This is a genomic window from Rhodococcus ruitaii (genome assembly GCF_055230935.1).
The window spans coordinates 141660-165663 of the sequence record NZ_JBUYWC010000005.1; the positions used below are offsets into that span (position 1 = coordinate 141660).

Annotated in this window: 24 protein-coding genes, 2 tRNA genes and 1 riboswitch; of the genes, 19 read left to right on the top strand and 7 right to left on the bottom strand. The window is 67.8% G+C overall.

Annotated features, from left to right (window positions below):
• Positions 1 to 31 precede the first annotated feature (31 nt).
• The 7 genes from ACZI8W_RS08475 to ACZI8W_RS08505 all read left to right on the top strand — a co-directional run bounded on the left by ACZI8W_RS08475 (position 32) and on the right by ACZI8W_RS08505 (position 6230).
• On the top strand, positions 32 to 697 hold the full coding sequence (locus ACZI8W_RS08475; RefSeq protein WP_463368049.1) for a biliverdin-producing heme oxygenase: 666 nt from the start codon (positions 32 to 34) through the stop codon (positions 695 to 697).
• Positions 698 to 702: 5 nt separating this feature from the next.
• Positions 703 to 1725: a heme/hemin ABC transporter substrate-binding protein gene (locus tag ACZI8W_RS08480; protein WP_463368050.1), complete on the top strand. Its 1023-nt coding sequence runs from the start codon at positions 703 to 705 to the stop codon at positions 1723 to 1725.
• A 55-nt stretch (positions 1726 to 1780) separates the two neighbouring features.
• Positions 1781 to 2842 (top strand): FecCD family ABC transporter permease, encoded by a 1062-nt coding sequence (locus tag ACZI8W_RS08485; RefSeq protein WP_463368079.1) that lies wholly within the window; start codon positions 1781 to 1783, stop codon positions 2840 to 2842.
• On the top strand, positions 2839 to 3726 hold the full coding sequence (locus tag ACZI8W_RS08490) for a heme ABC transporter ATP-binding protein (RefSeq protein WP_463368051.1): 888 nt from the start codon (positions 2839 to 2841) through the stop codon (positions 3724 to 3726). The genes ACZI8W_RS08485 and ACZI8W_RS08490 overlap by 4 nt, the downstream gene beginning before the upstream one ends.
• A gap of 132 nt (positions 3727 to 3858) precedes the next feature.
• On the top strand, positions 3859 to 4866 hold the full coding sequence (locus tag ACZI8W_RS08495) for a hypothetical protein (protein ID WP_463368052.1): 1008 nt from the start codon (positions 3859 to 3861) through the stop codon (positions 4864 to 4866).
• Positions 4867 to 4868: 2 nt separating this feature from the next.
• A complete protein-coding gene (locus tag ACZI8W_RS08500) occupies positions 4869 to 5123 on the top strand; it encodes a DUF5703 family protein (protein WP_463368053.1) in 255 nt (84 codons plus the stop codon).
• 42 nt (positions 5124 to 5165) lie between these two features.
• Positions 5166 to 6230, top strand: coding sequence for a quinone-dependent dihydroorotate dehydrogenase (locus ACZI8W_RS08505; protein WP_463368054.1), 1065 nt, complete (start codon positions 5166 to 5168; stop codon positions 6228 to 6230).
• A 65-nt stretch (positions 6231 to 6295) separates the two neighbouring features.
• Here ACZI8W_RS08505 and ACZI8W_RS08510 read toward each other — a convergent pair whose 3' ends face one another.
• On the bottom strand, positions 6296 to 6838 hold the full coding sequence (locus tag ACZI8W_RS08510) for a YbhB/YbcL family Raf kinase inhibitor-like protein (RefSeq protein ID WP_463368055.1): 543 nt from the start codon (positions 6836 to 6838) through the stop codon (positions 6296 to 6298).
• A gap of 41 nt (positions 6839 to 6879) precedes the next feature.
• The gene (locus ACZI8W_RS08515; RefSeq protein WP_463368056.1) at positions 6880 to 8232 is read right to left on the bottom strand and encodes a M20/M25/M40 family metallo-hydrolase; all 1353 of its coding nucleotides are present in this window, start codon (positions 8230 to 8232) and stop codon (positions 6880 to 6882) included.
• A gap of 119 nt (positions 8233 to 8351) precedes the next feature.
• Here ACZI8W_RS08515 and ACZI8W_RS08520 point away from each other — a divergent pair.
• Together ACZI8W_RS08520 and ACZI8W_RS08525 are read left to right on the top strand one after the other, a co-directional pair.
• A tRNA-Leu gene (locus ACZI8W_RS08520) sits at positions 8352 to 8437 on the top strand.
• Positions 8438 to 8617: 180 nt separating this feature from the next.
• Positions 8618 to 8703 (top strand) — tRNA-Leu (locus ACZI8W_RS08525).
• Between the two features lie 63 nt (positions 8704 to 8766).
• Here ACZI8W_RS08525 and ACZI8W_RS08530 read toward each other — a convergent pair.
• Entirely contained in the window at positions 8767 to 9012 is a 246-nt protein-coding gene (locus ACZI8W_RS08530) for a PLDc N-terminal domain-containing protein (RefSeq protein WP_463368057.1), read from the bottom strand.
• A 95-nt stretch (positions 9013 to 9107) separates the two neighbouring features.
• On the opposite strand from ACZI8W_RS08530, the gene ACZI8W_RS08535 reads away from it, so the two are divergent.
• The 6 genes from ACZI8W_RS08535 (at position 9108) to ACZI8W_RS08560 (ending at position 14638) form a co-directional block, all read left to right on the top strand.
• Positions 9108 to 10583 (top strand): SDR family NAD(P)-dependent oxidoreductase, encoded by a 1476-nt coding sequence (locus ACZI8W_RS08535; RefSeq protein ID WP_463368058.1) that lies wholly within the window; start codon positions 9108 to 9110, stop codon positions 10581 to 10583.
• A 138-nt stretch (positions 10584 to 10721) separates the two neighbouring features.
• Positions 10722 to 11090 (top strand): universal stress protein, encoded by a 369-nt coding sequence (locus ACZI8W_RS08540; RefSeq protein WP_463368059.1) that lies wholly within the window; start codon positions 10722 to 10724, stop codon positions 11088 to 11090.
• An 18-nt stretch (positions 11091 to 11108) separates the two neighbouring features.
• The gene (locus ACZI8W_RS08545) at positions 11109 to 11501 is read left to right on the top strand and encodes a DUF2784 domain-containing protein (RefSeq protein WP_463368060.1); all 393 of its coding nucleotides are present in this window, start codon (positions 11109 to 11111) and stop codon (positions 11499 to 11501) included.
• 9 nt (positions 11502 to 11510) lie between these two features.
• Entirely contained in the window at positions 11511 to 12755 is a 1245-nt protein-coding gene (locus tag ACZI8W_RS08550; RefSeq protein ID WP_463368061.1) for a saccharopine dehydrogenase family protein, read from the top strand.
• Between the two features lie 269 nt (positions 12756 to 13024).
• Positions 13025 to 13972 (top strand): sulfite exporter TauE/SafE family protein, encoded by a 948-nt coding sequence (locus tag ACZI8W_RS08555; RefSeq protein WP_463368062.1) that lies wholly within the window; start codon positions 13025 to 13027, stop codon positions 13970 to 13972.
• Between the two features lie 72 nt (positions 13973 to 14044).
• Positions 14045 to 14638, top strand: coding sequence for a hypothetical protein (locus ACZI8W_RS08560; protein ID WP_463368063.1), 594 nt, complete (start codon positions 14045 to 14047; stop codon positions 14636 to 14638).
• 67 nt (positions 14639 to 14705) lie between these two features.
• Here the strand turns inward: ACZI8W_RS08560 and ACZI8W_RS08565 are convergent, their stop codons facing one another.
• From ACZI8W_RS08565 to mutA, 4 genes are read right to left on the bottom strand one after another with little or no spacing between them, the layout of a single operon-like run.
• Positions 14706 to 15413 carry a lysoplasmalogenase gene (locus tag ACZI8W_RS08565; protein ID WP_463368064.1) on the bottom strand — a complete coding sequence of 236 codons (708 nt, stop codon included), beginning with the start codon at positions 15411 to 15413 and terminating at the stop codon, positions 14706 to 14708.
• Positions 15410 to 16468: a methylmalonyl Co-A mutase-associated GTPase MeaB gene (gene meaB, locus ACZI8W_RS08570; protein WP_463368065.1), complete on the bottom strand. Its 1059-nt coding sequence runs from the start codon at positions 16466 to 16468 to the stop codon at positions 15410 to 15412. The genes ACZI8W_RS08565 and meaB overlap by 4 nt, the downstream gene beginning before the upstream one ends.
• Positions 16469 to 16475: 7 nt before the next feature.
• Positions 16476 to 18725, bottom strand: a complete 2250-nt coding sequence (scpA, locus tag ACZI8W_RS08575) for a methylmalonyl-CoA mutase (RefSeq protein ID WP_463368066.1) — start codon at positions 18723 to 18725, stop codon at positions 16476 to 16478.
• Positions 18726 to 20594, bottom strand: a complete 1869-nt coding sequence (gene mutA, locus ACZI8W_RS08580; RefSeq protein ID WP_463368067.1) for a methylmalonyl-CoA mutase small subunit — start codon at positions 20592 to 20594, stop codon at positions 18726 to 18728.
• Between the two features lie 253 nt (positions 20595 to 20847).
• On the opposite strand from mutA, the gene ACZI8W_RS08585 reads away from it, so the two are divergent.
• The 4 genes from ACZI8W_RS08585 to ACZI8W_RS08600 all read left to right on the top strand — a co-directional run.
• Complete coding sequence (locus ACZI8W_RS08585; protein WP_463368068.1) at positions 20848 to 21549, top strand: TVP38/TMEM64 family protein; 702 nt, start codon at positions 20848 to 20850, stop codon at positions 21547 to 21549.
• Between the two features lie 31 nt (positions 21550 to 21580).
• Positions 21581 to 22162: a hypothetical protein gene (locus tag ACZI8W_RS08590; protein WP_463368069.1), complete on the top strand. Its 582-nt coding sequence runs from the start codon at positions 21581 to 21583 to the stop codon at positions 22160 to 22162.
• A complete protein-coding gene (locus tag ACZI8W_RS08595; protein WP_463368070.1) occupies positions 22159 to 22674 on the top strand; it encodes a hypothetical protein in 516 nt (171 codons plus the stop codon). Before ACZI8W_RS08590 ends, ACZI8W_RS08595 begins: the two co-directional genes overlap by 4 nt.
• Before the next feature lie 54 nt (positions 22675 to 22728).
• Positions 22729 to 22816: riboswitch (glycine riboswitch) on the top strand.
• A gap of 141 nt (positions 22817 to 22957) precedes the next feature.
• A partial coding sequence (locus ACZI8W_RS08600) for a DMT family transporter (protein WP_463368071.1) occupies positions 22958 to 24004 on the top strand: 1047 nt, incomplete at its 3' end.

Sequence of the window (24004 nt, forward strand, 5' to 3'; positions counted from 1 at the left end):
TTGATCAGGTCAGCGCAGAGAGGTGGGGTCGATGACCACGACCGAGGTCACAGGGTTCGCCGAGCGGATCCGGATCGAGACACAACAAGCACATTCGGACACCGAGAACTCGGTGTTCGTCACCGAACTGCTCGACGGGAAACTGGCTGCCTCGGCGCATGCCGACCTGATCGCCCAGACTTGGTTCGTGTACGACGCACTCGAACGGATCGGGATCACCTACGCCGACAACCCGATCGTCGGCCCCTTCCTGACCCCCGAACTGCTCCGCACCTCGACGCTCGAGGCCGACCTGGAATTCCTGATCGGTGCGCAGTGGCGCGACGAGATCGCGCCGCTGCCCGCCACCGTCGCGTATGTCGAACGGTTGCAGAAGGTCGCGGCGGTGTCGCCGGAAGCATTCCTGGCGCACCACTACCTGCGCTACCTCGGCGACCTGTCGGGTGGGCAGATCATCCGCCGCATGCTCGAACGCGCCTACGGATACGAGCGCGACGGATTGCGTTTCTACATCTTCGACGAGATCCCGAAGCCGAAGCCGTTCAAGGACTCCTACCGCGCCAAGCTCGACGCCGCTCCCCTCGACGAGGCCCAGCAGCAGCAGGTGATCGACGAGGCGAACCTCGTCTACGGCCTCAACGGCGCATTGTTCGCCGACCTCGCAGCCGACCTCGACCGATACCGGGCGCAGGTCTGAACGATATGTCTCGTTCGACCGTGAAAGTGCTGTCGGCGGTGCTCGTGGCAATCGTCGCGCTCGTGCTCGGCGGCTGCAGCACCGATTCCGGGGAAACCGGGGAATCCGCGGCTGCCGGAGCCCGCACCGCGACCGTCGCCGACCCCGATCCACGACCGATCACCACCGATCCGTCCCCGACGCTTCCCGCAACGGTGCGCAGCTTCGACGGTGTCGACGTGACCGTGACCGATGTGTCGCGGATCGTCGTCGCGGATCGCTCCGGGACATTGGCTCAGACCGTGTTCTCGCTCGGTCTCGGCGACAACGTCGTCGGCCGCTCCACCGCGAGCTTCCCCGCCGCTGAACACTTGCCGAACGTCACCCCCGGCGGACACAGTCTCAACACCGAAGCGATCCTGGCGTTGAACCCGACGGTGGTGCTCACCGATACTTCGATCGGTCCGCTGGCGGTGCAACAGCAGTTGCGCGACACCGGTGTGCCGGTGGTGTTCGTCGACCCGGAGCGGAGCCTCGGCACCGTGGCGTCGGGCATCGACTCGGTCGCTGCGGCGCTGGGTGTGCCCGAGGCAGGCGAGGCCTTGGTGCACCGCACCAACGAGGAGATCGCCGCTGCACAGGCCTCCGTGCCGGCAGATCACCCCGACTTCACCGTCGCCTTCCTGTATCTGCGCGGATCGGCGATCAAGATGCTCGGTGGCCCCGGTTCCGGCGCCGATGCATTGATCGACGCCCTCGGCGGGCGGGACGCAGGAACCGTGGCCGGACTCGACTCGCAGTTCATGCCGATCACCAGCGAGGCCATGATCGCGTCCGCACCCGACACCATCCTGGTCATGACGCACAGCCTCGAATCCGTCGGCGGTCCGGAAGGCCTGGCGGAGCTTCCGGGTGTCGCGCAGACCCCGGCCGGCGCAAACGGCAGCATCGTCGACATGGACGACGCGGCGCTGCTGAGCTTCGGACCCGAAACCGGTGAAGTGCTCGCCGCGCTCGTCGACGCGTTCTACCCCTCCGATGCCGCGTGACCGAGTGCCCCCTGATCGCGTGCCTGCTGTGAGCGAGGTCGGCGAAGCCACCGGCCTGCCCGCCGAAGCGCTCCGCAAGGCCGGTCCCACCCGCACGACCGTGGTGTTCGCCGGTCTCGTCATCGCGCTGGTGACGCTCGCGATCGTGTCGGCGTGCCTCGGCCAGGTACCCACCAGTCCCGCCGAGGTGGTCGGCAGCGTGCTGCATCGCCTGGGACTGGACCTCGGTCCGATGCCCGCCCATCCGGCCGGCGAGGTCACGCTGTGGGAGGTGCGCTTCCCCCGGGTTGTGCTGTCGATCCTCGTCGGAGCGGCACTCGGCTGCTCAGGTGCGCTCCTGCAGGGCATCTTCGCGAATCCACTCGCCGAACCCGGCGTGATCGGGGTGTCGTCCGGTGCCGCAGTCGGCGCCTCGGCCGTGATCGTCCTCGGCGGCGCGTTCTCGTCCGGGTGGTCGCTCGCCGCGGCGGCCCTGTTCTCCGGTCTGATCACCACGTTCCTGGTGTATGCGATGTCGCGATCGGGTGGTCGCACCGAGGTGGTCACCGTGATCCTCACCGGTGTCGCCGTCAACGCCATGGCCGGCGGACTCATTGCATTCTTCACCTTCATCGCAAATCCGGCGGCCCGCGATCAGATCGTGTTCTGGCAATTGGGCAGCCTCGGCGGCGCCACCTGGGACATCGTGGGAGTCGTCGCCCCGCTCACCGTGATCGGGGTTGCGGTGGCCATCGTGCTCGCCCCCAAACTCGATGTGCTCGCTCTCGGCGAGAGCGTCGCCCGGCATCTCGGGGTGGACGTCGAGCGGGTCCGGCAGATAGCGATCGTCGCGGTCGCGGTACTGGTCAGCGCCGCAGTGGCATTCACCGGCATCATCATGTTCGTCGGGCTCGTCGTGCCGCACCTGATGCGTCTGGCACTCGGTCCTGCCCACCGCGTGCTCATGTTCGGCAGTGTCCTCGGCGGCGCGGTGGTGCTTCTCGCGGCCGATCTCGGTGCCCGCACCCTGGTTCCCAATGCCGACCTGCCGCTCGGCATGCTCACCGCATTGATCGGCGGCCCGGTCTTCTTCTGGATGCTGCGCCGCACCCGCGCCAAGCAGGGCGGGTGGGCATGAGCCGATCACCGTCCACCACTCCCGTCGCGGCGCGCACACCGATCTTCGGTAGGCTCCGTGGCCGCCGCGACCTGCCCGAACGATCCGCACCCGGTTCCGTGACACTGCGCGGCACCGGGATCCGGCTCCAGCGCAGCGAACGCGAAGTTCTGCACGGGATCGACTTCGAGGTCCGCGTCGGTGAAGTAGTGGCACTGGTCGGACCCAACGGCGCAGGCAAGTCGACGCTGCTCGCCGCGTTGACCGGCGATCATCCGCTCAGCGGCGGGCACGTCGAGGTGCACGGACGTGACCTCAGCGACTGGGCTCCCCTCGCGTTGGCACGCCGACGCGCCGTGCTGCCGCAACAGCACACCGTCGGCTTCCCCTTCACTGCGCGACAGATCGTGCAGATGGGCCGCGCCGCGTGGGCACGCACGGACCGCCAGGACTCCGACCGAGAACTCGTCGATGCCGCATTCGCCACCTGCGATGTGGCGCATCTCGCCCACCGCCCCTTCCCCTCGTTGTCCGGTGGTGAACGCGCCCGGGTCGCATTGGCTCGGGTGCTGGCACAGGACACGCAGACCCTGCTCCTGGACGAACCGACCGCGGCACTCGACATCGGGCATCAGGAAACGATCATGCGGGTCGTGCGGTCCCGCGCCGATCACGGACACGCCGTGGTGGTGGTGCTGCACGACCTCGGTCTCGCCGCCGCCTACGCCGACCGCATCTGCGTACTCGAGAAGGGCCAACTCGTCGCCGACGGCAGCCCGGACGACGTCCTCACCGAGGACCTGCTCAGCCGCGTCTACGACTATCCGCTGAGGGTCAGTGCTCACCCCGAGACGGGCACGCCGCTCGTGCTGCCGCACCGGGACGGACCCGCGCATACCCGCTGAGCGCCAGGTCACACCGGCACCGACCGCTCCGGAGGCGCGTGCACCCACCGGAGGACGATCGGGAACACTGGATGACGGCGGCGCCGTCGAGGCACCGTCACAGCCACAGCACAACAGCGAGGAGCAACGACGATGGGTGGACCGGTGATGCGCAACGCCGCGGTGGTGATCGGGCTCGCGGTGACGCTGGTCGCCGGCTGTTCGTCGTCCGACGATGCGGCCGAGTCGGTCCCGACCCGTGACCCTGCCACCGCGGCGGTGGCACCCGCGGTGGCCACCGCACCCGCCGGCGTCGTCACTCCCCTCACCCGGTCGGTCGACGCGATGGTCGTCGCCCCCGGCACCGGCATCGTCGCGGCACTCGTCGACGACGGGCAGCAGATGCTGTTGATCGACGACGCAGGCGCACCCCCGCGTGAGGTGGACTTGCCCGCAGCGGCAGCATCCGTCTCCCCCGGTCCCGACGGCACCGTACTGGCCCCTGCGGCAGGCATGGTCGCGCAGGTCGATACCACCACCGGGAGCGTCACCGAGGTGCCCGTCGACGGCGACGCGCTCTCGGCCGCGGTCCTGCCCGACGGACGCTGGGCCGTCGGTACCGCGGCCGGTACGGTGCTCGTCGTCGTCCCCGAGACCGGTGAGGTGGACTCGACGATCGGCGGGCTCGTCTCCGCCGACGCACTCGCGGTCGCCGGGGAGGCCGTCGCTGTTCTGGACCGACACCAGACGTCCATCACCGAACTGGATCTCGACGATGGGGACCTGCGTATCGCGCTGCGCGCCGGCGCGGGCGCCACTCAGATGACCAGCGACCCGTTCGGGCGCGTCATGGTCACCGACACCGACGGCGACGAACTGCTCGTCTACACCCTCGATTCGCTCGTGCTGCGACAGCGGTATCCGACGGGCCCGGCACCGTATGCCGTGGCCTACGACGAGAACCGTGACCTGGTGTGGGTCACCCTGACCGGCAGCAACGAGGTCGTGGGCTACGATCTGTCGACCGGTATTCCGAGGGAGCGCCACCGCTTCGCGACGGTGCAGCAACCCAACTCGCTCGCCGTCGATCCGGCAGATGCAGCACTGGTGGTCGCATCGGCGACCGGTGACGGACTGCAGAGGATTCCGGTCGAAGGGTAGTGATGGCAGGCGATAACGCGAGCCGGTTCACCCGCCTCCCCGTGGGGTGGGATACCAGCAATGACGACTACGAGTACGTGCCGCTGAAACTTCCGAAGGACGTGTCGCGGATCAGTGCCTCGCTGCGGCTCGCGATCTCGGCCGAGTTCCACGGCTGGGAGCTGACCCGGCTGCGGCTGTATCCCGACGGCAGTCGCCGGGTGCTGCTGCGTCGACGCAAGACCGGCCATCACGTCCCCGAACCCACCGTCCGCTGATCGAATATCCGGGCCCCGCGCCCACTCTGCAGGGAGTTGTTCGTGTACCGCTTGCTTCGTCGCGTGATGTTCCTGGTTCCGCCGGAACGGATCCACTACCTGGTGTTCCTGGTGCTGCGTCTGATCACTGGATTCGGGCCCACCCGCGTGCTCGCGTCGAAGATCCTCGCCGTCGACGATCCGATACTGGACAACACCGTGTTCGGTGTGCGGTTCCCGAACCCGGTGGGCATGGCCGCGGGTTTCGACAAGAACGCCAAAGGTGTCGACGCGTGGGGTCCGCTCGGCTTCGGTTTCGCGGAGGTCGGGACGGTCACCGCCCAGGCGCAGCCCGGAAATCCGGCGCCGCGCCTGTTCCGGTTGCCGGCGGACCGCGCGCTGGTCAACCGGATGGGCTTCAACAACCACGGAGCCGGTGTCGCCGCCAATCATCTGCGGCAGCGCCGCCGGACGGTGCCGATCGGCGCAAACATCGGCAAGACGAAGATCGTGCCCGCCGAGCAGGCCGCAGAAGACTACGCCGCGAGCGCGCAACTACTCGGTCCGCTCGCGGATTTCGTGGTGGTCAACGTCTCCTCCCCGAACACCCCGGGCCTGCGTGATCTGCAGGCCGTCGAGTCGCTGCGTCCGTTGCTGCGGGCGGTCCTCGACACCGTGGCGGTGCCGGTGCTCGTCAAGATCGCGCCGGATCTGTCCGACGAGGACATCGACGCGGTCGCCGATCTCGCCGTCGAGTTGAATCTCGCCGGGATCGTGGCCACCAACACGACCATCCGACGTGACGGCTTGCATACCGACGCCGCCCGCATCGCAGAGATCGGCGCCGGGGGGCTGTCGGGTGCGCCCGTGGCGGCGCGGTCCCTCGAGGTACTGCGGCGGCTGTACGCACGTGTCGGTGACCGGTTGACGCTGGTGTCGGTCGGTGGGATCGAGACGCCCGAGCAGGCGTGGGAACGCGTCCTGGCCGGTGCATCGCTGGTGCAGGGCTACACCGGGTTCATCTACGGCGGCGCCCTCTGGACTCGTCGCCTCAACAAGGGCCTCGCCCGCAAGCTGCGCGCGTCGGGTTACGCCTCCCTCGCCGATGCCGTCGGCGCCGGCGCCTGAGTTGCCTCCGGCAGACGGTGAAGGGCCGACACCGTTACGGTGTCGGCCCTTCACCGACCATCCGACTACTCGACCTCGTACGTACCGGTCAGAAGGCCGCGCGCGATGGCGTGACCGAAGACGTTGAAGCCGAGGAACGCCGGGCTCGCCTCCGGCCCGACGCCTTCGAGCGTGTCGACGTCGAGTGCATGCACCGCGACGACGTAGCGATGGTAGCCGTGCCCAGCGGGGGGCGCCGCTCCGATGAACCCGAAGGCACCACCATCGTGGCGCAGCTGCAGGGCCCCGGCCGGCAACGCCGACGCATCGGCAGTGCCGGCCCCCGTCGGCAGCGCGGTGACCGAGGCCGGGATGTTCGCCACGGCCCAGTGCCAGAAGCCGGAAGCGGTCGGGGCGTCGGGGTCGAAGACGGTCACGACGAAGCTCTTGGTCTCGGCCGGGAACCCGGACCACGACAGCTGCGGGGAGATGTCGCCGCCGCCGGGAATACCGAACGCGCCGCTGGCCTGCGGGAGCTTCCATTTCTCGCCTTCGGCGAAGTCCTCGCTGGTCACCTCGAAGGTGGGCAGCTCGGGCAGGAACTTGTACGGGTCGTAATCGAAGGCCATACCGGTCCTTTCGGGTTGTGCTCGATGATCGGTTTCCGTGATCAGGCGTGCATGAGGAAGTGTTCCATGACGCGCGTGCCGAAGCGCAGTGCATCGACGGGGACACGCTCGTCGACGCCGTGGAACAGCGCGGTGAAGTCCAGTTCGGGCGGCAACTGCAGGGGCGCGAAGCCGAAGCAGCGGATGCCCAGCTTCGCGAAGGCCTTGGCGTCAGTGCCCCCGGAAAGCATGTAGGGCACCGTGCGACCGAATGGGTCGTGCGCTTCGATGGCGGCGTTCATCGCGTCGACGAGATCGCCGTCGAACGTGGTCTCGTAGGAGTCGAGGCTGGTGATCCATTCGCGGGTCACGTCGGGCCCGATCAGTTCGTCGACGGTGCGTTCGAACTCGGCGCGCCGACCGGGCAGAATCCGGCAGTCGACGACCGCTTCGGCGGTCTGCGGGATGACGTTCGCCTTGTAGCCGGCATCGAGCATGGTGGGGTTGGCGGTGTCGCGGAGTGTCGCGCCGACGATGCGAGCGATCGATCCGAGTTTGGCGAGGGTGCCTTCGAGGTCGGGTGAGGCCGGGTCGAAGTCCAGTCCGGTTTCCTCCCCCGCGGCAGCGAGAAACTCGGCAACGGAGTCCGGGATCACGAGCGGGAAGGTATGTGTGCCGAGCCGTGCGACGGCTTGCGCGAGGATCGTGACGGCATTCTCCTCGTGGAGGAACGATCCGTGTCCGGCGCGACCTTTCGCGGTGAGGCGCATCCAACCGAGGCCTTTTTCCGCGGTCTCGACCAGGTAGAGGCGACGGTCCGTGCCGTCGGGTCGCGGGACGGTCAGCGAGAAGCCGCCGACCTCGCCGACCGCCTCGGTGATGCCCTCGAACAGGTCGGGGCGGTGCCGGACCAGCCAATGGGAACCATAGGTGCCACCGGCTTCCTCGTCGGCGAGGAACGCGAAGACGATGTCGCGGGGCGGAACGATGCCCTCCGCTTTGAATCGTCGGGCGACGGCGATCATCATCCCGACCATGTCTTTCATGTCGACCGCACCGCGGCCCCAGACGTAGCCGTCCTCGACGGCTCCGGAGAACGGGTGCACGCTCCAGTCCGCCGGTTCGGCCGGCACCACATCGAGGTGGCCGTGCAGCAGCAACGCGCCGCGCTCGGGGTCGGCGCCGGGGAGCCGGGCGAAGAGGTTGCCGCGGCCGGGCGCACCGGATTCGACGTAGGTGGTCTCGTAGCCGACCTCCTGCAATTGGGACGCGACCCATTCGGCGCACTCCTTCTCACCGCGGGTGGTGGCGAGGTCGCCGGTATTCGACGTATCGAAGCGGATGAGCCGGGAAACGAGGTCGACGACCTCGGCTTCGGCTCGGGACGGTTGGTGCGCGCTCGATGTGGTGACCATGCCTGCATGTCTACCATCGACGGAGCGGCCGATCACTGCAGGTAAGGGCAGCGATTTGGGAGCTGGTGCGTGGTGCGTTAATCTTTCACAGCGCCCGCGGGAGTGGGCGCAGGCATCAAGTCCGAGTGGCGGAATGGCAGACGCGCTAGCTTGAGGTGCTAGTGTCCTATTAACGGACGTGGGGGTTCAAGTCCCCCCTCGGACACTCTGAGTCGAGACAGACGACGTAGGCCCCGAACCTGATTCAGGTTCGGGGCCTACGTCGTTGTTCGGACAATCCTCGAAACAGGTCTGGGGAGGCGAATTGGGGATCGGCGCATGCATGCGCTACTGTTTCGACAGCGCCCGCGAGAGCGGGAGTACACCGTATGCCCGTATGGCACCGGTCCGAGTGGCGGAATGGCAGACGCGCTAGCTTGAGGTGCTAGTGTCCTATTAACGGACGTGGGGGTTCAAGTCCCCCCTCGGACACACCGAACACCTTGGCCCCGAACCTGTTTCAGGTTCGGGGCCAAGGTGTTCGCGTGGCGTCACTCAGTCGCGACGACCCTTGCGAAAGTAGCCGATCGGCCCGATGAAGTTCACGGCGATGATCAGTGCCCACTTCAGCTTGCTACCGTCGACCTTCTCCGCGGGCCGCTTCGCCAGATCGGTCCAGGCGCTCACAGCAAGTACGATCTGGACGCTTGCGAGTACGAGCACGAGCGCTCTCTGCCAGGGCGACAGGTCGGCGAACTTCTTCTTGACACAGGTGGTATCCGCCGGTGCGGTCGAGCTCATCTTTCCTCCGAAGTGATCCTCAGGACACGAGCGGCGGGCCGTCCGCGCTCGCCCGGTACCATTATCGGGTTTCGCCACACACCGGAAAAGGGCACATGGACCCCCACAGCGATACTGCAACGACACTCCCCGATGCACTCGGATCCGAGCGGATCGACCCTGCCGACCTCGACACGTGCCTCCGCGTGCTCGATCTCGCGGGCGGACTCGCGTCCGAGCATCCCGATGCGGTCACGGTGCAGCGCGCCGTCGGGCACATGTTCAAGAAATTCAAGCGGCTGCGCCGCAACGAGCGCCGCGACCGCAAGGCAGCCGCCGACCGTGAGGTGCTCGAGTCCACCGCGACCGGCTCTCCCACTCGTATCGACGACGAGACCGCCGGGGTTCCGCTCACGTCGACCACGCAGAACGCGAGCGCGGGCACTCTGCTGCGTCCGCGGGGTTGCTATGTCTGCAAGAACAAGTACACGCAGGTGGACGCGTTCTATCACCAGCTGTGTCCGGACTGCGCGTCGGCGAATCACGCCAAACGTGACGCCCGCACCGACCTGACCGGGCGGCGCGCGCTCCTCACGGGCGGGCGCGCCAAGATCGGCATGTACATCGCGCTGCGACTGCTGCGCGACGGCGCTCACACGACGATCACCACGCGCTTCCCCAATGACGCGATCCGCCGGTTCAGCGCGATGGCGGACAGCGCCGACTGGATCCACCGCCTGCGGGTGGTCGGTATCGATCTGCGCGACCCGGCGCAGGTCGTAGCCCTCGCCGACGAGGTCGCAGCGCAGGGCCCGCTGGACATCCTCATCAACAACGCAGCGCAGACCGTGCGTCGCTCCCCCGGCGCCTATTCGGCACTCGCCGAGGCCGAGTCTGCAGCCCTTCCGGCGGGGCCGCGTCCTGAGATTCTCACGTTCGGAAAGCCCTCGGACGCGCATCCCGCCGCGCTCGCCGGCAGCCTCTCGGGCCGAACGTTGACGCCGGCGGCCGTGTCGTCGCTGGCCATGGTGGCAGGGTCCGCAGCTCCCGAGCGGATCGCGGCCGGCATCGCAATCGACGCCGGCGGCCTGCTTCCCGATCTGGTCCACACCAACAGTTGGGTGCAGACCGTCGGTGAGGTCGATCCTCTCGAGCTGCTCGAGGTGCAGTTGTGCAACTCGGTGGCGCCGTTCATCCTCGTCGATCGGCTGCGTCCGTCGATGGCCTCGTCGCCGGCGCGGCGCAAGTACGTCGTCAATGTCTCCGCAATGGAAGGACAGTTCGCGGGTCGCCGATACAAGGGCGCAGGACATCCGCACACCAACATGGCAAAAGCCGCGCTCAACATGCTCACCCGCACGAGCGCCGAGGAAATGCTCAGCGACGGCATCCTCATGACCGCAGTGGACACGGGGTGGATCACCGACGAACGACCCCACCACACGAAGATCCGGCTGGCCGAGGAAGGCTTCCATGCGCCGCTCGATCTCGTCGACGGGGCGGCGCGGGTGTACGACCCGGTCGTGCAAGGCGAAGCCGGTATCGATCTGTACGGGTGCTTCCTCAAGGATTACGCGCCGGCGCCCTGGTGATGGCGTGCCCGGTGAGATCCGGCCGACACGGCACCGACGGTGGAGAGCATGTCCACACGGGTCGGATTCCGGATTCGCCGGCGTCGGCCGTGATACTGGTACACAGTGGTTTACCGTTCCACCGCGCCTAGGAGCATCATGTCTGTCGCCGTCGTCCATGCCGAAACTCCCGAGGGACGCGCCGCCCTGCGCGTCGGCGCCCGCGAGGCCGCCGACCGCGGCGAGAAGCTGGTCGTGCTCGCTCCGCTCGACGACCCCGCCGCGAGCGCCGCGGTGGGCGCCGACGTCCGCGAGGTCCTCGGCAACGGGGACTGGGAGCTGCTCGCCGAGGTCCACGACGGTGATTCGGTCGGAACCGTCATCGAGTTGCTCGCGCGCAGCGGGGCCGGCAGAGCTGTTGTGGGGAGCCGCGGCCGGACCGCGACCGGCAAGTTCCTGCTCGAACGTGGGCTGCAGCGCATGATCATCGAAGCGGCTGTTCCGGTACTCGTCGTCAAGGACGAGTGATCGGCTTACCCTGGGTGCATGGCCTACCGGCTGCTCGCCGATGCCACTGCGTTCGTCCATCTGCTGTTCGTGCTCTATGTTGCGGTCGGCGGGTTCCTCACGTGGCGGTGGCCGCGCACGATTGTCGCCCACGTGCCCGCTGTGGCGTGGGGCGCCGGGTCGGTGATCGTGGGGTTCGACTGCCCGTTGACGTCGGCAGAGAACTGGGCCAGAGACAAGGCCGGGGCGTCGGGGCTACCCCCGGGCGGATTCATCGAGCACTATCTGACCGGCGTAATCTATCCCGAATCGGCTCTCGGGTTGGTCCGCTGGAGTGTCGTGATGTGCGTCGTGGTGTCCTGGACGGTGTTGTGGGTGCGTCAGGGGCGCACGCGAGTGAGAAAGGCCACCGCCGGACTTACCCGACAGTAGGGTGGCGGCATGACTGCCTCACGCCATCTCGACGTCGTCGTCTACGGCGCCACCGGCTTCGTCGGCCGGCTCACCGCCGAGTACCTCGCCCACCACCTGCCGTCCGGTCTGTCGGTCGGTCTCGCCGGTCGCTCCCGCGGCAGGCTCGAAGCCGTGCGTTCGGCGCTTCCTCCCGCCGCCGCCGAGTGGCCGTTGATCATCGCGAATGCCGACGACCCCGAGTCTCTGGCGACGATGGTGTCCGAGACTCGCGTGGTGATCACGACGGTCGGCCCCTACGCCCGGTACGGCGTGCCGCTGGTGCAGGCGTGCGCCGAGGCGGGCACCGATTACGTGGATCTGACCGGTGAGGTCCTGTTCCAGCGCGAGAGCATCGACCGGTTCGATGATGTTGCGCACCGGACCGGCGCCCGCATCGTGCATGCATGCGGTTTCGATTCGGTTCCCTCCGACCTCGGTGTGCATGCCCTGCGCCGTGCAGCCGAGGCCGACGGAACCGGCGCGCTGACGGACACCACGTTCATTCTGACCTCACTGCGTGGTGGCATCAGCGGCGGCACGATCGATTCACTGCGTGACCAGCTCGACGCGGTGCGCACCGATCGCACCGCACGGAGGGTCGCGGCGAGTCCCTACTCGTTGTCACCCGACCGGGATCAGGAACCCGATCACGGCAGGCAGAGTGATTTTGCGCTGGTCGACGGGAAGACGATCGCGCCGGAAGTGACCGGATGGAAGGCGCCCTTCGCGATGGCGTCGGCCAACACCCGTGTGGTGCGACGCAGCAGCGCCCTCACCGAGGGAACCTATGGGCCGCGGTTCCGGTATCGGGAGGTGATGAACGTCGGGTCGTCGGTGGCGTCCCTCCCGATCGCCGGGGCCGTCGCGGCGGGGCTGGGCGCCTTCGTGGCGGGGCTGTCGTTCCGTCCGACCCGATTCCTGCTCGACAAGGTGTTGCCCGCCGCTGGCGAGGGCCCGTCGGAGCAGACCCGCGAGCGCGGGCATTTCACGGTCGATCTGTACACCACCACCGAGACCGGTGCCCGCTACACGGCACGGTTTGCTGCGCAGGGCGATCCCGGATACAAGGCGACCGCGATGATGCTGGGCGAATCCGCGCTGTCGTTGGCGGTCGGCGGGTCCGCACTGCACGCCGGCGGCGGGGTACTCACCCCGGCGGTGGCGTTCGGTGATGTGCTGACCGAGCGTCTGCGGGTGGCAGGAGTCGAGATCTCGACACGCCGATTGCCCTGAATGTGCACGCCCGCATAGATCCGGCGTCTGCGAGAGGCTATGCTCGATCGGTCGCCTGTCCGGCGACCGAGTATCCGACGGAAAGACAGGCATCATGCACGCGACGAGCATCGAGGCGGCTCCGGCCTCCCGACTTGCTCTGATGGCGTTCTGGCCTACCCGTCGTGGTGCATGCTTCGACTGCGAGTGTTGTTTCCGGATGTCCTTCTGAGCGGTGTCGCACCGCTCGGCGTGTTCGTCCAGATCCCTTCAGTCGCACGGAGCGGTGCATGCTCAATCTTCTCGTTTTCACGTTGGTCGGCGTCGGTGCCCAATTGGTCGACGGTGCACTCGGCATGGCGTTCGGTGTCACAGCGACCACGTTGTTGATCTTCAGTGGTGTCGGCGCAGCCCACGCGAGTGCTGCAGTCCATCTGGCCGAGGTCGGCACCACTCTGGTGTCCGGTGTGGCGCACTGGCGGTTCCGCAACATCGACTGGAAGGTCGTGCTGCGACTCGGTGTGCCCGGCGCGATCGGCGCGTTTCTCGGCGCCACTGTCCTCTCCGGTCTGTCCACGGAAGCGGCCGTGCCGGTCACGGCGACGATCCTGCTGATCATCGGTGTGTACGTGGCGTTGCGTTTCTCGGTGCGCCCACCGGCGGTGGCCAATGCCCGTACCTCGCCGCACACCGCGAAGTTCCTCTCCCCCCTCGGGTTCTTCGGTGGTTTCATCGACGCAAGTGGCGGCGGCGGCTGGGGTCCTATCACCACCAGCACCCTGCTGTCCCGCGGAAAGACCGCACCGCGCACGGTGATCGGATCGGTCAGCGCCTCGGAGTTCCTGGTCGCGGTGGCCGCAAGCATCGGCTTCCTGATCGGTCTGGGACGCGAATCGCTCGACAACGTGCTCATCGTCGCCGGGTTGGCAATCGGCGGTGCGCTGGCCGCACCGGTGGCAGCATGGCTCGTCTCCCGTGTCCCGGCGACGTTGCTGGGGACCGCGGTCGGCGGTGTGATCGTCGTGACCAACCTGTACAAGTTGTTCGACACGTTCGACGTGTCCAGCACCGTCGCCACGCTGCTCTACCTTCTGCTCATCGCCGGCTGGATCGCTCTGCTGGTCGTGTCGTGGAAACGTTCGAAGCTCACCGCCGCCGAGTCGTCGGGTGGGCTCGAGAAACTCGAGGCGCCGACCCCGACAGCGTTACAGGAAGACCCGCCGGGCCAAAAAATTTAGCACGCGCTCTGACCGGACAAAACACCCATACCAAGATCATGCCGGTGCACCCCGCCCGATAGCATTCGCCGCGTGAATCGACACCGTTTTGCGGTCCTCCCCGCCATCCTCGCCTGCGCACTTGCCCTCGGCGCCTGCTCCTCCGACGACGCTTCGTCCACCGACGGCGCCTCATCGTCCACCGACACCGCGTTCTCCGACAGTGACGTCAGCGTCGACACACTCGATGCCGACCTCCTCGCGAAGTTCACGACCTGCGACGACGTGGCCCCCGCCGTGGAGCAGTACATCGGAGGGCTCGACGCCGATCCGAACAACGGATCGAGCGACTACGGCGTGTACTGCACCTGGAGCACACCCGACACCGCCACAAGCTCCGACGACATCCGCACGGTGGAGGTCAGGATCGAGACCGGGAACGGCGCGGTGGCAGACCCCTCGGTGCTCGGTACCGCAGGTATCGACGTGCTCACCGACAGCGCCATCGAGGCGAAGGGCGGCGTCGCATACACCATGAATATGGGCACCGACGCCGCCGGTATCACCGTCACCACCGTCGAACTCCCGGACGTGCGTGTCGCGATCACCGGCGGGCAGTGGGCCGACCTCCCCAGCTTGGACGGACCGGCGGCAATCGCCGCCGCCACAGAACTTCTGGGCCTCTGAACAACCGGTCTCGAACGACACGGGCGCGATCACCGAGATGGTGAGCGCGCCCGTTCTCGTATCGGGGTCACTCGAGCGTGCTGACCGCACTCCGGTCGGCATCTTCATCCCGGGCCGCGCGGTCCCGGGTCATCACACCGTGTGTGATGAGTACCTGCGCCGCGATGTAGGTGAGCATCACCCAGAAACCCGACAGCGGCAGCGGGAAGTCTTCGACGAACGCGCGCAGCGCGATCAGCGAATCGGAGACCACGAAGACCACCGCACCGATCGCGACGGTGCGCCCGACGCCCGTCGCAAGGACCGCCACCGTGGCCAGACACAACGCGTAGAGCACGACGGGGATCAGCAACACACCCGCGCCCGGAGCGCACACCGCCACCAGGGCGACGACGGCGACTGCGAAAACCGCGAGTACCCACCGCCTGGTGTGCAGCACGCTCTCCGCCCGGTACGGCACGAACGCCACGATGTACGTCACCTGCGCACACAGGAAGAATCCGACGAGCACGAGGAACGAGGTGTCGCCGTCGAACAGGTCGGGGGCGGTGTCGCCGAGCCAGGAGAAGGTCAGCGCCACCAGCGTCAGCTCGACGAGCCGTGACCGCGACGCGCTGGTGCCCAGCACCAGCGCTGCTGCCAGCACCGGCATGAGCAGCCACTGAGTGGCGTCGACCCACAGCGACTCGGAGTCGATGAGCTGGGCGATCAGATGCACCGCGGCAAGCACACCGAAACCGGCGAAGGTGAACCGCGCGGCGACGCGCTGGGTCACCGAGCGGGACCGTCGTTGTCGAAGCCCTCGTCATCCACACCGTCGAATGCATCCAGGATCCGCTGCGCACCGATGGCCGCGGTGAGCGACCCGGCGCGAACCCCGGCTTCGACGTCGCCGCGGATCGCTTTGACTCGCGGGTTGCTCTCGAGCCGTCGAAGCAATTGGTCGTGCACCATCGTCCACGTCCAGTCGACCTGTTGGCGGCTGCGGTTCTCGTCGAACCTCCCGGCCTCGGTGAGCACCCTCTTGTGTTCGAGGACGGTGTCCCAGAACGTATCCAGACCGACACCTTCGAGGCCGCTCATGGTGATCACGGGCGGTTTCCACAGCGCGTCGTGCGGATGCACCATGCGCAGGGCACCGGACAATTCACGGGCGGCGACACGCGCGTCGCGCTCGTGATTGCCGTCTGCCTTGTTCACCGCGACGAGGTCGGCGAGTTCGAGCACGCCCTTCTTGATGCCCTGCAGCTGGTCGCCGGTGCGTGCGAGAGTCAGGAAACAGAAGCAGTCCACCATGTTCGCGACGGTGACTTCGGACTGGCCGACGCCGACGGTCTCGACGAGGATCACGTCGAATCCCGCCGCCTCGAGCAGCACCATTGTCTCGCGCGTCGCCTTCGCGACCCCGCCGAGCGTGCCGGCTGTCGGCGACGGGCGGATGAAGGCTTCCTGCTCCCCGGACAGCCGCGCCATCCGGGTCTTGTCGCCCAGGATCGATCCGCCGGTCCGCGTCGAGGACGGATCGACCGCGAGCACCGCAACCCGATGACCCTTGTCGATCAGGTACATGCCCAGCGAGTCGATGAACGTCGACTTCCCGACCCCGGGAACGCCGGTGATCCCGACCCGGATCGCCCCGCCGGCCTGCGGGAGCAGACGCAACAGCAACTGTTGCGCCTGCTCCCGATGGTCGTTGCGAGTCGATTCGATCAGGGTGATCGCCTTCGCGAGTCCGGCTCGCTCGTTGGCGAGGACCGAGGCGGCCAAGGCGTCGAGGTCGACCGGACGCCGACGCGTCGCGGTGGTGGTCCCGATCGAGGTGTCGCTCATATCTGCGTCAGCTCCCGAGCGAATGTCCGAGCTGCGCAGCGAGCTTGGTGAGCAAGCCGGCTGCGGCGTCGGCGATGACGGTGCCGGGCGGGAAGATCGCCGCGGCCCCGGCCTCGTACAGCTCGTCGAAGTCGCCGGGCGGAATGACACCGCCGACCACGATCATGATGTCCTCACGCCCCACTTCCGCGAGTGCCTGCTTGAGCGCCGGCACCAACGTCAGGTGCCCCGCGGCCAGCGACGACACACCGATGACGTGCACGTCGTTGTCGGCTGCCTGCCGGGCAACCTCTTCGGGAGTCTGGAACAGCGGTCCGACGTCGACGTCGAAGCCGAGGTCGGCGAAGGCAGTGGAAATCACCTTCTGGCCGCGATCGTGGCCGTCCTGGCCCATCTTCGCGACGAGGATACGGGGGCGGCGTCCCTCTTCCTCCGCGAACTTGTCGACGAGTCCGATGGTCGTGGAAATGTTGCTCGCCTCCCCGGCTTCGTCGCGGTAGACGCCACTGATCGTGCGGATCTCGGCCTGGTGCCTGCCGTAGACCTTCTCGAGAGCGTCGGAGATCTCGCCGACAGTGGCCTTCGCGCGGGCAGCGTCGATCGCGAGCGCCAGCAGGTTGTTCTCCATCGAGACTGCGTCGGAGGCTGCGGCGGCGCGGGTCAGCTCGGCGAGCGCGGCCCGGGTGACGGCCTCGTCACGGTCTCCACGCAGTTGCTCGAGCTTCGCGAGCTGCTCGGCACGCACCTTCGAGTTCTCGACCTTGAGAACCTCGATGCTGTCGGGTTCGGCCGGCACGTACTTGTTGACACCGATCAGCGGCTGACGACCCGAGTCGATGCGTGCCTGGGTGCGGGCGGCGGCTTCTTCGATGCGCAGCTTCGGGATGCCCTCGTTGATGGCCTGCGCCATACCCCCGGCCTCCTCGACCTCCGCGATGTGCGCGCGGGCGCGGTTCGCGAGTTCGTGGGTGAGCCACTCGACGTAGTGCGAACCGCCCCAGGGGTCGATGGGCCGGGTGGTGCCGGACTCCTGCTGCAGCAACAGCTGTGTGTTACGCGCGATGCGGGCGGAGAAGTCGGTCGGCAACGCGATCGCCTCGTCGAGCGCATTGGTGTGCAACGACTGCGTATGCCCCTGCGTCGCAGCCATCGCCTCGACGCAGGTACGTCCGACGTTGTTGAACACATCCTGTGCGGTGAGCGACCAGCCGGAGGTCTGCGAGTGGGTGCGCAGAGAGAGTGACTTCGCGTTCTTCGGAGCGAACTTCTCGACGAGTTCGGCCCACAGGAGCCGGCCGGCGCGAAGCTTGGCGACCTCCATGAAGAAGTTCATGCCGATGGCCCAGAAGAACGACAGGCGCGGTGCGAACTTGTCGATGTCCATGCCGGCGTCGAGGCCTGCCCGGATGTACTCGACACCGTCGGCCAGGGTGTAGGCGAGCTCCAGATCGGCTGTAGCTCCGGCCTCCTGGATGTGGTAGCCGGAAATGGAGATCGAGTTGAATTTCGGCATCTTCGTGCTGGTGTACGCGAAGATGTCGGAGATGATCCGCATCGAGGGCTTCGGCGGGTAGATGTAGGTGTTGCGGACCATGAACTCTTTCAGAATGTCGTTCTGAATGGTTCCGGCCAACTGCTCGGGCGTGACACCCTGCTCTTCGGCGGCCACGACGTACAGCGCGAGGATCGGCAGCACCGCACCGTTCATCGTCATCGACACCGACACCTTCGACAGATCGATGCCGTCGAACAGCTGACGCATGTCGAGGATCGAGTCGATGGCGACACCGGCCATACCGACGTCGCCTTGGACGCGCGGGTGATCGGAGTCGTAGCCGCGGTGCGTCGCGAGGTCGAAGGCCACGGACAGGCCCTTCTGGCCGGCCGCGAGGTTGCGACGGTAGAAGGCGTTCGATTCGGCCGCGGTGGAGAAACCGGCGTACTGGCGGATGGTCCACGGCTGGTTGACGTACATCGTCGGGTACGGGCCGCGCACGAACGGCGCGATGCCCGGGTGGCTGCCGAGCGGGTAGCCCTCGGCTGCGATGGCGTCGCGGTCGGCCTTGGTGTAGACCGGCTTGACGTCGATACCCTCGGGGGTGTTCCACACGACATCGTCGGCGGTGTAGTTGTTGGCGGACGCGACGGATTCGACGAGCGCGGTGGTCTGCTCCTCGGTGGGAGCAGCGGGTTCCGGGGAATCCGGATCTGTCAGCGGGACATCGGCAAAGCTGCCGATCTCGGATTGGATGCTCACTTACGCTCCCAGGGTGTTCAGAAGATCGGTCAGTGCAGCGACCGCGTCGATGCGCGCGGTCAGGTAACCGTCCGGACGGTTGTCGCCCTGCGCGTCGCCCACGGCCTTCTCCGGGCCGGCGAGCAGCACGGTGGTGATCCCGGCTGCGCGCAACGCCGCGGTCGCGGGGCCGGCATGTTCGCCGTAGCGAGCATCGGTGCCGCACAGTACGGCCACGGTGGTGGCGGAGTCGCGGACCGCGGCGGCAAGGGTGTCGTCGTTCGGATCCAGCGATCCGGGGTTGACCGCCTCGATACCACCGGCCGCGAGCAGGTTGCTGGCGAAGGTGGTGCGCACGTTGTGCTCGGCGATCGGTCCGAGCGGTGCGAGCAGCACCGTGGGCCGGGAGCCGTGCACGGCGAGATACACATCGGAGCGGTCGCGCAGCGCTTCGAACGGTGCGGCGTAGCGCGCCGCGAAGGCACCCGAGTCGGCGACGCCGGTGGGCAGCGGGGCCTCACCGAGGTTCGGGAACTCGTTGATGCCGGTCACGGAGGTCTTGCGGTGTGCGATATCGGAGTCGCGGCGAGCGCGGGTCGCAGCGATGCGCTCGGAGATCAGCCCGGCGTCGAGCGCCGCGCGATATCCGCCTGCCGCTTCGATCTGCTGGAAGAATTCCCACGATTTCGCCGCGACCTGCGCGGTGAGGTCCTCGATGTACCAGGATCCGGCGCCCGGATCGAGAACACGACCGAGGTTGGATTCCTCGAGCAGGAGCAAGTTGGTGTTGCGGGCGATGCGGGCGGAGAACGCCTCGGACACTCCGACGACGCCGGTGGGCAGCGCAGCGTCGAACGGCAGCACGGTGACGGCGTCGGCGCCACCGACTCCCGCACCGAACGCGGCCAAGGTGGTGCGGAGCATGTTCACCCACGGGTCGCGCTGGGCCATCATCGCTGCGGAGGTCACCGCGTGCTGCGGTGCGTTTCCGGCGTCGCTTGCTCCGGCGACCTGTGCGACACGCGCCCACAGCTGACGGGCTGCGCGGAACTTCGCGATGGTCTGGAACTGGTCGTCGGTGGCCGCGAACCGGAACTCGATCTGGCGCAGGGCCTGCTGCGCAGACAGCCCGGCGGCGACGAGCGCGCGGACGTACTCGATGCCGGCGGCGACGGCCGCGCCGAGTTCCTCGGCGTCGGAGGCACCGGCGTTGTGGAAAGCGGTGCCGTCGACGGTGAACGCGCGGACGGTCTCGACGCGCTCCGCGGCCGCGGTCGCGAGTGCGACGGCGTCGTCGACGGTGATGTCGGCGCGGCCGGAGAAGGCACTGGTCAACGGCGCGGCGCCGAGTGCAACGCGCACGGCGGCACGGTCGGCGACATCGGTACGTGCGTCGAGCAGCGTGTAGAGGGCCTCTGTGGCAGCAGCGAGGTCGCTGCCGGCGTCCAGGCTGATGGGTGCGAGGTCGACGAGCACTTTGTCGAGTGCCGTGGACAATCCGTCGACGGGCAGTGCGCCGTCGCCGATCTGCAGCCACAGTGCACTGACGCCGTTCTCGAGGGCGTCGAGGACGCGCTCGTTGAGATTCTTGGCGTCGGTTCCGTCGAAGCGGGCGCTGACGAGCCAACCGGCGTTGACGTCGCGGGTGGACGACCCGCCACGGGTGTACGGGAACTGCCCGGGCAGGGGTGCTTCCGGGCGTTCGTCGCGACCGCTGTAGAGCGGGGCCACCGTCACGTCGTCGTACGTGGTGGTCTCGAGCAGGCGCTGCGGCTCCGGGCCGAGTTCTGCCGGATCGACGCGACGCGATTTCGCGAGTACGCCCGCGACCGCTTGCTGCCACTGCGCGTATGCGCGCGCGGCGTCCTCGGCCTCTGCTGCTAATGACACGTGCGATTTCCTCCTACTGCGGGTGGGCAGGCTCTCGGGCGGCCGGGGTGGGCCGACGGGGCGGGGCGCCTCGCAAAAACACTAAGCCGATCTCGTTGTGATGCTAGCCGCACACTCCGGTGAAGAACCGTGGGGATCACCACAATTTTGCTAGCGATCGATAACCCCGCACGACGTGGTTGTGTGATCCTGCGGTCTGCATCTCTGCGTGACGGGTGCGTGCCGACCACGGCAGGTACGCTGACCCCCTGTGATGAGGATTTTCAGGGACCGCAGGGTCGTCGGCATCCTCGTACTTCTCGCAGTCTTCGCTGCTGCGGCACTCGTGCTTCCCCATCCATCGATCGGGCAGATCCGGGAGTGGTCGGAATCGGTCGACGGCCCCTTGCTGGTCCTGATCTTCTTCGCCGTCCACTCTCTTGTGACGATCCTCCCGGTTCCGCGCACGGTGTTCACTCTCAGCGCCGGCGTGCTGTTCGGTCCCGTGGTCGGGATTGCAGTCACCAGTGCAGCGACCACCGTCAGCGCGGTCCTTGCGTTCGTGCTGGTACGAGCTCTGGGACGAGGCGTCGTGGCGTCATACCTGACGCATCCCGCGGCGAAGGCGGTCGATCTGCGCCTCGCGCGCCGCGGCTGGCTCGCGGTCGGGTCGCTGCGACTGATCGCCGCGGCGCCGTTCTTCGTGGTGAACTGTTGTTGTGCGGTGTCAGCGGTGCGTCTGGCTCCCTATACCCTCGCGACCGTCGTCGGGATTCTGCCGGGCACCGTCGCCGTGGTACTCCTCGGTGATGTGCTCACCGGGGAGTCGAGTCCCGCCCTGATGGTGACGACGGCGATCTGTATCGCACTCGGTGTCGGCGGCCTCCTACTCGAGGCGCGCCTGCCTCAGCCCGCGGGGTCGGCACTCGATGCCATCACCGACCCGAAAGAGAACAACGCAAGGCTGAAGGCTTGATTTCAAACAATCAAGGCATCACCCTTGATGTGTGTATGTACTCACGGTCGACCAACGCGGCAGTCGCCGCGACATCGACCGCGTCGCCGACCTGCTCGACGAACTCCGCGACGCACCCCTGCTCCGCGGGTTCGAACGCACCGCCGGCGACGAGGTGCAGGCCGTATCCGACGACCCCGGCACCGTCGTCGATCTCGCGTTGAATCTCCTCGACCGGGACAACTGGAGCATCGGCATCGGGATCGGCCCCGTCGAGACTCCACTGCCCGCCCAGACCCGCGCCGGCCGTGGGCCCGCATTCGAACACGCCCGCACCGCCGTCGAGCGCGCCAAGAACACCCCCGGTCGAATCGCCGCCGACGGCGCCGAAGCCGAGTCCGCATCCGATGTCGACGCCGCACTGACCCTGCTCGCGACGATCGTGCTCCGCCGCACCGCTCAGGGTGTCGAAGCCGTCACGCTCGCTCGAACCGGACTGTCGCAGGCCGAGATCGCCAGCGAGCTCGGCATCAGCAAACAGGCCGTGTCCCAGCGGTTGCTCACCGCCGGGTGGCAGGCCGAGTTCGCAGGCCGCGCCCTCCTGCACCGACTCCTCGAAAGGGCCGACCGTTGACCGTCGCTTCCCTGGTGCTCCTCGCTGTCGCCGCCGTCGCGCCGGCATTGTCGCTGATTCCGCGTCTTCCGGTGTGGATCGGGGCGGCCACCACCGGGATCGCACTCGGGATCGCGGCCCTGACCGCGGCCGCCACCGACCCCGCTCAGGGCTTCGCGCTCGGGGCAACGCTCACCCTCACCACCCTCGTCGCCATCACCGGCGGCGGCCCGGCCGTGCTCGTCGCGTTCCGGATCGCCCGTCGGCAACCGGACGCGGGACCGACGCCGACACCCCCGCCGGGACCGCTGCGCGGTGGCCGGGTCATCGGCGTCCTCGAACGCGGCGCGGTCGCCGCTTCGATCCTGGCCGGGTGGCCGGAAGGGATCGCCATCATCATGGCGGTCAAAGGCCTGGCCCGATATCCGGAGCTACGCGAACCGCAGGCATCCGAGCAATTCATCATCGGCACGTCCACGAGCGTGCTGTGGGCCGCCGCAGCGTGTGGAGTCGGCCACGCCCTGATCACCTGAGTGTCCACGCGCGTAGTCCGGCTGGCATAATTGCGGGCGCAACTGAATAGCCGAGGAACTGCGGCGGGAGAGTCCCGCGTCTGCGGGCGCCGAAGGAGCAACCACCCGGGAATCTCTCAGGCCCACAGACCGCCGCACGCGAGGCAACTCTGGAAAGCAGCCCTTCGGGGCTCACCGACGGTGTAGGCGGGTCCTGACGGATTCGTGAAAGCTCTCAGGTCCGATGACAGAGCGGGGAACCACTACCCCCGGTGCGTGAAGCACCCTGTCCGGAGGAAGTTCCTTGACGCTGTCCGTCGGCGCGCCCACGCGCGTCCAGGCTGTTCCCGTTCCCGTCGCACCGTCGACCACTCCCCCGCTTTCGCGTCCACATCCGAATCGACGGCTCGGCATCGCCGCCATCGTCGTCTCCGCGACCGCCATGGGCGCCGCAGGCCTGTTCGGTCGTATGGCCACCCCGCCCGGCGCAGCGCTCGGCGAGGCCCTGACGCTGGGTCGAATGCTCGTCGGAACCGTGGGTATGCTGCTCCTGATCGTCTTCTCCCGGCGGCTCGGTGCCATCCGCCGCACCCGGTTGTCCCCGTCGATCGTGCTCGGCGGTGTGTTCCTGGGACTGTCGCTGGCCACCTACCTGTCGTCCACCCTGCTCACCGACTTGTCGCGAGCGGTGGTTCTGCACTACCTCGGTCCGCTCATCGCAACGGTGCTGGCCCGAGTCCTTCTCAGGGAGACGATCACACGCCTCGATGCAGTGTCGTTGGGGACCGCATTCGCCGGGATGCTGCTCGCCGCCGGACTGATCGGCGGCAGCCCTACTGCCGGGTCCGACCAGGACACCCTGGGCACGGTGCTCGGTGTGGCGTCGGGCATCTTCTACGGTCTGGCCCTGCTCTGCTATCGGTACCGCTCCGACATGCCCGCCGATGTGCGCAGCTTCTGGAATTTCGCGTTCGGCGCCGTCGCCACCGCGGCAATGGTCGCGGTCACCCGTCCCGACGTGACGGGCATGACCGCCACGAACTGGGTGTGGGCCGCCGGCTTCTTCGTCGTGTGCGGTCTGGTCGCTCTGGGTCTGCTCGTCGTCGCGGGCAAGCACCTGCGGGCGGCGGAGCTATCGGGTCTGTCGTATCTCGAGGTCGTGGTCGCGCTGACGCTCGGCGCCGTCGCCTTCGGCGAATCCATCTCACCGTCCGCGGTCCTCGGAGCGGGAATGATCATTGCGGCGATGACACTGCCCCTCGTCACCGGTCGACGGCGCCGTGCCAGTGTCGCGGCCCGCATATCGGAGGTGCGGGGCCCGGCCCAGGGGACCCGAGGAGGGTCAGCAGGG